Origin of the sequence: Pseudomonas huaxiensis (genome assembly GCF_003231275.1) — a bacterium.
Classification (GTDB): domain Bacteria; phylum Pseudomonadota; class Gammaproteobacteria; order Pseudomonadales; family Pseudomonadaceae; genus Aquipseudomonas; species Aquipseudomonas huaxiensis.
Genome location: NZ_QKVL01000231.1, coordinates 1 through 226, shown reverse-complemented (window position 1 = coordinate 226; position 226 = coordinate 1). Strand labels below are relative to the sequence as shown.

The following is a 226-nucleotide window of genomic DNA, read 5'->3' as shown; positions in this document are numbered from 1 at the left end:
CCGCACGGTTTCCCTCGGCGAGTTGCAGGCCGGCGCCAATCGCATCACCCGTCTGTACCGCGAGCGCGGCTACCCGCTGGCCCGGGCTTATATTCCGGCCCAGGAAATCGATGGCGGCGTGGTGCAGATTGCGGTGATGGAAGGCCGCTTCGGCGAGGTCGGTTTGAACAACACCTCGCGGGTTTCCGATGCAGCCCTGACCCCGCTTGCGGCACTCAAACGCGGC

The 226-nt window shown here is 66.4% G+C and carries 1 protein-coding gene; it reads left to right on the top strand.

Annotated elements, in window-relative coordinates; genetic code table 11:
• On the top strand, positions 1–226 hold a 226-nt coding region (locus DM374_RS33010), incomplete at both ends, for a POTRA domain-containing protein (RefSeq protein ID WP_318531836.1).